Genomic DNA, 7625 nt, shown 5'->3' with positions numbered 1-7625 from the left:
GAAATCCCGCTGATCGTGTGCATCACCGAGGGCATTCCGGTCACCGACATGATCAAGGTGAAGCGGGCGCTGTCGGGCTCGAAGTCGCGCCTGATCGGGCCGAACTGCCCGGGGGTGATGACGGCGGACGAATGCAAGATCGGCATCATGCCGGGCAACATCTTCAAGAAGGGCTCGGTGGGCATCGTGTCGCGCTCGGGCACGCTGACCTATGAGGCGGTGTTCCAGACCACCCATGAGGGGCTGGGGCAGACCACGGCGGTGGGCATTGGCGGCGACCCGGTCAAGGGTACCGAGTTCATCGACGTCTTGGAGATGTTCCTGGCCGATCCCGACACCCATTCGATCGTGATGATCGGGGAGATCGGCGGCTCGGCCGAGGAGGATGCGGCGCAGTTCCTGGCCGACGAAGCCAGGCGCGGGCGGGCCAAGCCGACGGTGGGCTTCGTGGCCGGGCGCACCGCTCCCCCCGGACGGCGCATGGGCCATGCCGGCGCCATCATCTCCGGCGGCAAGGGCGATGCCGGCTCCAAGATCGCCGCGCTCGAAGCCGCCGGCGTCAGGGTATCACCCTCCCCGGCGCGCCTCGGCACCACGCTGACGGAACTGCTGAAGGGTTGACATCAAGGGGCTGAGAACGGGCCGGAACCAAGGTTCCGGCCTTCAGAACCGAAGGAACGGGACGATGGATCGTCAAGACGATAGGAACCTGCAAAGCTTCGCCTATGGCGGCGACGCCGAGTATCTCGAAGATCTCTATGCGCGCTACGAGGACAATCCGTCCTCGGTCAATGGCGAGTGGGCGGCCTTCTTTGCCGGTCTCGCCGACGACAAGGCGATCGTCGAGAAGAATGCGCGCGGCGCGAGCTGGGCCAAGCCCAACTGGCCGATCGTGGCCAATGGCGAAATCGTCTCGGCTCTCGACAGCAATTGGGGCCAGATCGAGAAGAAGGTCGGCGAGAAGATCAAGGCCAAGGCGGACGCCCAGGGCGCGGCCATCTCGTCCGAGGCCATGCTGCAGGCGACGCGCGATTCCGTGCGCGCCATCATGCTGATCCGCGCCTATCGCATGCGCGGCCATCTCTTCGCCAATCTCGATCCGCTCGGCCTGCAGGAGGCGCGCGACCACGAGGAGCTGCATCCGCAGACCTATGGCTTCTCGGAAGCCGACCTCGATCGCAAGATCTTCATCGACCATGTCCTGGGGCTCGAATTCGCCACCGTCCGCGAGATCGAGGCCATTCTCAAGCGCACCTATTGCTCGACCCTCGGCGTCGAGTTCATGCATGTCTCCGATCCTGCCCAGAAGGCGTGGATCCAGCAGCGCATCGAAGGGGCGGACAAGGAGATCACCTTCACCCGCGAGGGCAAGCGCGCCATCCTGTCCAAGCTGATCGAGGCCGAGGGCTTCGAGAAGTTCATCGACGTCAAATATACCGGCACCAAGCGCTTCGGCCTCGACGGCTCGGAATCGGCCATTCCCGCGCTGGAGCAGATCATCAAGCGTGGCGGCGCGCTCGGCGTGCAGGACATCGTGCTGGGCATGGCCCATCGCGGCCGCCTCAACGTGCTGGCCCAGGTGATGGGCAAGCCGCACCGCGCCATCTTCCACGAGTTCAAGGGCGGCTCCTACGCGCCCGATGACGTGGAAGGCTCCGGCGACGTGAAATACCATCTGGGCGCCTCGTCGGACCGCGAGTTCGACGGCAACAAGGTGCATCTGTCGCTGACCGCCAACCCCTCCCATCTCGAGATCGTCGATCCCGTGGTGCTCGGCAAGGTGCGCGCCAAGCAGGACCAGCAGGACGATACCGATTCCCGCGCCAAGGTGATGCCGCTGCTCATCCATGGCGATGCTGCTTTCGCCGGGCAGGGCGTGGTCGCCGAATGCCTGGGCCTGTCGGGCCTGAAGGGCCACCGCACCGGCGGCTCGATGCATTTCATCATCAACAACCAGATCGGCTTCACCACCTATCCGCGCTATTCGCGCTCCTCGCCCTATCCTTCCGACGTGGCGAAGATGATCGAAGCGCCGATCTTCCATGTGAACGGCGACGATCCCGAGGCGGTGGTGTTTGCCGCCAAGGTCGCGACGGAGTTCCGCCAGACCTTCCACAAGACCGTCGTCATCGACATGTTCTGCTATCGCCGCTTCGGGCACAATGAAGGCGATGAGCCGGGCTTCACCCAGCCCTTGATGTATCGCAAGATCCGCTCGCATCCGGGCGTGGTCGAGATCTACTCGAACAGGCTGATCGAGACCGGCGTGGTCACGGCCGGTGAGGTCGAGAAGATGAAGGCCGACTGGCGCGCGCGCCTGGAAGCCGAGCACGAAGCCGGCCAGGCCTACAAGCCCAACAAGGCCGACTGGCTCGACGGGCAATGGGCGGGGCTGCGCGCCATCGGCGCCACCGACGACGATCCGCGCCGCGGCGCCACCGGCGTCGACGCCGCCAAGCTGACCGCCATCGGCAATGCCCTGACCACCGTTCCCGAGGGCTTCCAGGTCCACAAGACCATCCAGCGCTTCCTCGACACGCGGCGCAAGATGATCGAGACCGGCGAGGGCATCGACTGGGCGACGGCCGAGGCTTTGGCCTTCGGCACGCTCTGCGACGAGGGCCATCGCGTGCGGCTGTCGGGCCAGGACTGCGAGCGCGGCACTTTCTCCCAGCGCCATTCGGTGCTGATCGACCAGGAGACGGAGAAGCGCTACACGCCGCTCAAGAACATCCGCGAGGGCCAGGGCAAATACGAGGTCATCAACTCGATGCTCTCGGAAGAAGCCGTGCTCGGCTTCGAATATGGCTATTCGCTGGCCGAGCCCAAGGCGCTGACCCTGTGGGAAGCCCAGTTCGGTGACTTCGCCAACGGCGCCCAGGTGGTATTCGACCAGTTCATCTCCTCGGGCGAACGCAAATGGCTCCGCATGTCGGGCCTCGTCTGTCTTCTGCCGCATGGCTATGAAGGGCAGGGGCCCGAGCATTCCTCGGCTCGCCTCGAACGCTTCCTGCAGATGTGCGCCGAGGACAACATGCAGGTCGCCAACTGCACGACGCCGGCGAACTATTTCCACATCCTGCGCCGGCAGCTCAAGCGCGACATCCGCAAGCCCTTGATCCTGATGACGCCGAAATCGCTGCTGCGCCACAAGCGCTGCGTGTCGAAGCTCAGCGAGCTGGGGGCCGATACCACCTTCCACCGCATTCTGTGGGACGACGCCCAGTTCGGCAACTCCACCACCAAGCTGGTGGCGGACGAGAAGATCCGGCGCGTCATCCTGTGCACCGGCAAGGTCTATTACGACCTGCTCGACGAGCGCGAGAAGCGGGGCATCGACGACATCTATCTGATGCGCGTCGAGCAGCTCTATCCCTTCCCGCTGAAGTCGCTGGCCAACGAGCTGTCGCGCTTCCGCAAGGCGGATGTGGTCTGGTGCCAGGAAGAACCCAAGAACATGGGCTCGTGGTCCTTCGTCGAACCCTATCTGGAATGGGTGTTGGGACAGGCGGGCACCAAGGCCAAGCGGGCGGCCTATGCCGGCCGGCCGGCCTCTGCTGCGACCGCGACGGGCCTGATGTCCAAGCATCTGGCCCAACTGCAGGCCTTCACCGACGAAGCCCTGACGATCTGACGGGCTCATTTCGCATCGACAGGCGGGACCCGCTTCCGCTTGTCGCAACTCCATTGAAAAGAGGGCGCCTGAAGGCGGGCGTGAAATCATGGCGACGGAAATCAAGGTGCCGACCCTGGGCGAGTCGGTCACGGAAGCCACCATCGGCAAATGGTTCAAGAAGCCGGGCGAGGCCGTGAAGGCCGACGAGCCGTTGGTGGAGCTCGAGACCGACAAGGTGACGCTGGAAGTCAATGCTCCCGCCGCCGGCGTGCTGGGTGAAATCCTGGCCAAGACCGGCGAGACGGTCGGCCCGGGGGCCACGCTCGGCACCATCGCGGCCGGCTCCGGTGCTGCCGCTGCCCCGGCGGCCGCACCCGCTCCAGCCCCCGCTGCCCCGACGTCGGCCCCCGCCGCGCCGGCTGCTGCCGCACCGGCCTCGCCCGCTGCACCGCCTTCGCCCGCTGCAGCCAAGATCGCCGCCGATCGTGGGCTCGATCCGGCCCAGATCGAAGGATCGGGCCGCCGCGGCCAGGTCCTCAAGGGCGATGTGCTTGCCGCGCCGGCTCCTGCGGCTGCTCCCGCTCCGGCTCCCGCCGCTGCTCCGGTGCCATCGGCGCCGCGGGTTGCTTCGCCGCCGGCCGATGCCGCACGCGAGGAGCGCGTGCGCATGACCAAGCTGCGCCAGACCATCGCCCGCCGTCTGAAGGAAGCCCAGGCCAACGCCGCCATGCTGACGACCTTCAACGAGGTCGACATGACCAACGTCATGGCGCTGCGCAACCAGTACAAGGACCTGTTCGAGAAGAAGCATGGCGTTAAGCTCGGCTTCATGTCCTTCTTCGTGCGGGCTTGCACCCAGGCCCTCAAGGAGATGCCGGCGGTCAATGCCGAGATCGACGGGCAGGACATCATCTACAAGAACTATTGCCATGTCGGCGTCGCCGTCGGCACCGACAAGGGCCTCGTCGTGCCGGTGATCCGGGATGCCGAGACGCTCGGCCTGGCCGGCATCGAAAAGACCATTGCCGATTTCGGCAAGCGGGCCCGTGACGGCCAGCTGAAGATCGAGGAGATGCAGGGGGGCACCTTCACCATCTCCAATGGCGGCGTCTATGGTTCACTGATGTCGACGCCGATCCTCAATGCGCCCCAGTCGGCCATTCTCGGCATGCACAAGATTCAGGAGCGCCCGATGGTGGTCGGTGGCCAGATCGTGGCACGCCCGATGATGTATCTGGCGCTGTCCTATGATCACCGCATCATCGACGGCAAGGAAGCGGTCACCTTCCTGGTGCGCGTCAAGGAGAGCCTGGAGGATCCGGCTCGCCTCGTGCTGGACCTGTAACAGCCGTCATCCTGGACGCGGCGCAACATGCAATGTTGTGCCGCAGATCCGGGATCGCGGGCCGCAATATTCCTCATCCTGATGACGGTCCCGGGTCTGCGCAGCACCGCTTCGCGCTGCGGCGCGCCCGGGATGACACCCAGAAGCGAGTCTCCCCATGCCCTCTCATGATCTCGTCGTTATCGGCACTGGCCCCGGCGGCTATGTCTGCGCCATCCGCGCCGCCCAGCTCGGCATGAATGTCGCCGTGGTCGAGAAGCGCGCCACCTATGGCGGCACCTGCCTCAATGTCGGCTGCATCCCGTCCAAGGCGCTGCTGCACGCCTCCGAATTGTTCGATGAGGCCGGGCATGGTTTCAAGGCCTTCGGTATCGAAGTCCCTGCGCCGGTGCTCAATCTGCCCCAGATGCTGAAGCACAAGCAGGAGACCGTGGACGCCAACGTCCAGGGCGTTGCCTTCCTGTTCAAGAAGAACAAGATCACGGCCTATCGCGGCACCGGCAAGATCCTGGCTGCCGGCAAGGTCGAAGTGACGGCCGATGACGGTTCGAAACAGACGCTGGACACCAAGTCGATCGTGATCGCCACGGGCTCGGACGTCGCCCAGCTTCCCGGCGTCACCATCGACGAGAAGATCGTGGTCTCCTCCACGGGCGCGCTCGAACTGGCTGCCGTGCCCAAGAAGCTGGTCGTCATCGGCGCCGGCGTCATCGGCCTCGAGCTCGGCTCGGTCTGGCGCCGCCTCGGCGCCGAGGTCACCGTGGTGGAGTTCCTCGATCGCATCCTGCCGGGCATGGATCTGGAAGTCGCCAAGCAGGCCCAGCGCTTGCTCGGCCGCCAAGGCATCGAATTCAAGCTTGCCACCAAGGTGACCGGCGTCGAGACCAGCGCCTCGGGTGCCGTGGTCTCCGTCGAGCCGGTCGCCGGCGGTGACAAGCAGACCATCGCGGCCGACATCGTCCTAGTCGCCACCGGCCGCCGTCCCTATACGGACGGCCTCGGCCTGGAGGAAGCCGGCGTCGTCACCGAGCGCGGACGCGTGATCATCGACGACCATTTCGCCACCAATGTCCCCGGCATCTACGCCATCGGCGACGTGGTGCGCGGGCCGATGCTGGCGCATAAGGGCGAGGACGAGGGCATCGCCGTCGCCGAGATCCTGGCCGGCCAGCACGGCCATGTGAATTACGATGTCATTCCGGCGGTGGTCTACACCTATCCCGAGATCGCTTCGGTGGGGAAGACCGAGGAAGAGCTCAAATCGGCCGGCATCGCCTACAAGGTCGGCAAGTTCCCCTTCACCGCCAATGGCCGTGCCCGCGCCAACCGCACCACCGAAGGCTTCGTCAAGGTGATTGCGGATGCGACAACCGACCGCGTGCTCGGCGTGCATATCCTCGGCGCCGGCGCCGGCGAGATGATCCATGAGGGCGTGGTGCTGATGGAGTTCACCGGCTCCTCCGAGGATCTCGCCCGTTCCTGCCACGCGCATCCGACCATGTCGGAAGCCGTCAAGGAGGCGGCGCTGGCCGTCGAGGGGCGCGCGATCCATATTTGATCGCGGCTTCTGCACCGCTTTGTTGTCACAAAGCCGCTAAAAGGCCATAGACAGGCTATAGGGCACATTTCCCAAGCAGAAGTCTCCCGGCGAGGTCCACGATGGGGCTCGCCGGGAGACTCTGCAAATGTTTGGTATCCTGCACAGTCCTCTTGATCGTGCCTGCGGCTCGATCAAGAGGACTGTGCTTGGAGCAAAGCGCGTTTGGCGAAAACGCTGCCTTGCTCTAGTCGTTCGCGCTCACGCGTCTTTGCGATTCCTTGGTGACATCGTCGAATCGCAAAACGTTTTGGAATGTGCCCATCTTGTTGCCAGGTGCCGGTTCCGGTCCCGCAGACCGGCCGTCTCGGAGTTTGCAATGCCCTTTGCCCGTACCGTTCTCGTCGCCCTGAGCCTGCCCCTGCTGGCGGGCACCGCCTTTGCGCAGAACGAGTCCGGTGCGCCACCCGCCGCCACGGTGCCGGCTGCCGCCGACGCTGTGCCGGCACCTGATCTTGTCGCCTCCAATCAGCCGCTCGAGATCGACACCCATCGCATCAATCCCAAGGCGCTGAGTGCGGCCGACAAGGCGACGCTCGACCAGATCGACAGCTATTTCAACAATATCAAATTCTTCTCCGGCAATTTCGTGCAGGTCGGTTCGGACGGCAAGCGCATCAACGGCAAGTTCTGGGTCTCCAAGCCCGGCCGCATGCGCTTCGACTACGACCCGCCGTCCTCGCTGCAACTCCTGGCCGACGGCACCTCCGTGGCCGTGCGCAACCGCAAGCTCAACACCCAGGATCTCTATTTCATCAAGCAGACGCCGCTGCGCTTCCTTTTGGCCGACAGGCTCGACCTGATCGAGGATTCCAGGGTGCTGGCTGTCGGCCGTGAGCCGGCCGGAATCAGCGTCATCCTGGAGGAGGGCTCGGCTGCCAGCGGCGGCAAGTCGCGCATCCAGCTGACCTTTCCGGCACCGAATTACGAGCTGAAGCAGTGGACCGTCACCGATCCGCAGGGCTACGACACCACGGTGACGATCTCCGGCATCGACCGCAAGCTGCAGCTGCCGGACAAGATCTTCTATATCGACCAGACCAAGATCCTGAAGTAGTGCGCGGCTG

The 7625-nt window shown here is 64.9% G+C and carries 5 protein-coding genes; all 5 read left to right on the top strand.

What is annotated here, in order from left to right; genetic code table 11:
- Positions 1–621: succinate--CoA ligase subunit alpha (locus ABXS05_RS21420; RefSeq protein ID WP_367625323.1), on the top strand; the 621-nt coding region annotated here is incomplete at its 5' end.
- Between the two features lie 64 nt (positions 622–685).
- Positions 686–3634, top strand: coding sequence for a 2-oxoglutarate dehydrogenase E1 component (locus tag ABXS05_RS21415; RefSeq protein WP_367625322.1), 2949 nt, complete (start codon positions 686–688; stop codon positions 3632–3634).
- Between the two features lie 88 nt (positions 3635–3722).
- Positions 3723–4961: a 2-oxoglutarate dehydrogenase complex dihydrolipoyllysine-residue succinyltransferase gene (gene odhB / locus ABXS05_RS21410; RefSeq protein ID WP_311944194.1), complete on the top strand. Its 1239-nt coding sequence runs from the start codon at positions 3723–3725 to the stop codon at positions 4959–4961.
- A 157-nt stretch (positions 4962–5118) separates the two neighbouring features.
- Positions 5119–6519: a dihydrolipoyl dehydrogenase gene (lpdA, locus tag ABXS05_RS21405; protein WP_367625321.1), complete on the top strand. Its 1401-nt coding sequence runs from the start codon at positions 5119–5121 to the stop codon at positions 6517–6519.
- Between the two features lie 358 nt (positions 6520–6877).
- Positions 6878–7615, top strand: a complete 738-nt coding sequence (locus ABXS05_RS21400) for an outer-membrane lipoprotein carrier protein LolA (protein WP_367625320.1) — start codon at positions 6878–6880, stop codon at positions 7613–7615.
- Positions 7616–7625 lie beyond the last annotated feature (10 nt).

Origin of the sequence: Labrys neptuniae (assembly GCF_040797145.1) — a bacterium.
Taxonomy (GTDB): domain Bacteria; phylum Pseudomonadota; class Alphaproteobacteria; order Rhizobiales; family Labraceae; genus Labrys; species Labrys neptuniae.
Note: the sequence above shows the minus strand (reverse complement) of the source record. Positions and strands in the feature narration are given on the sequence as shown.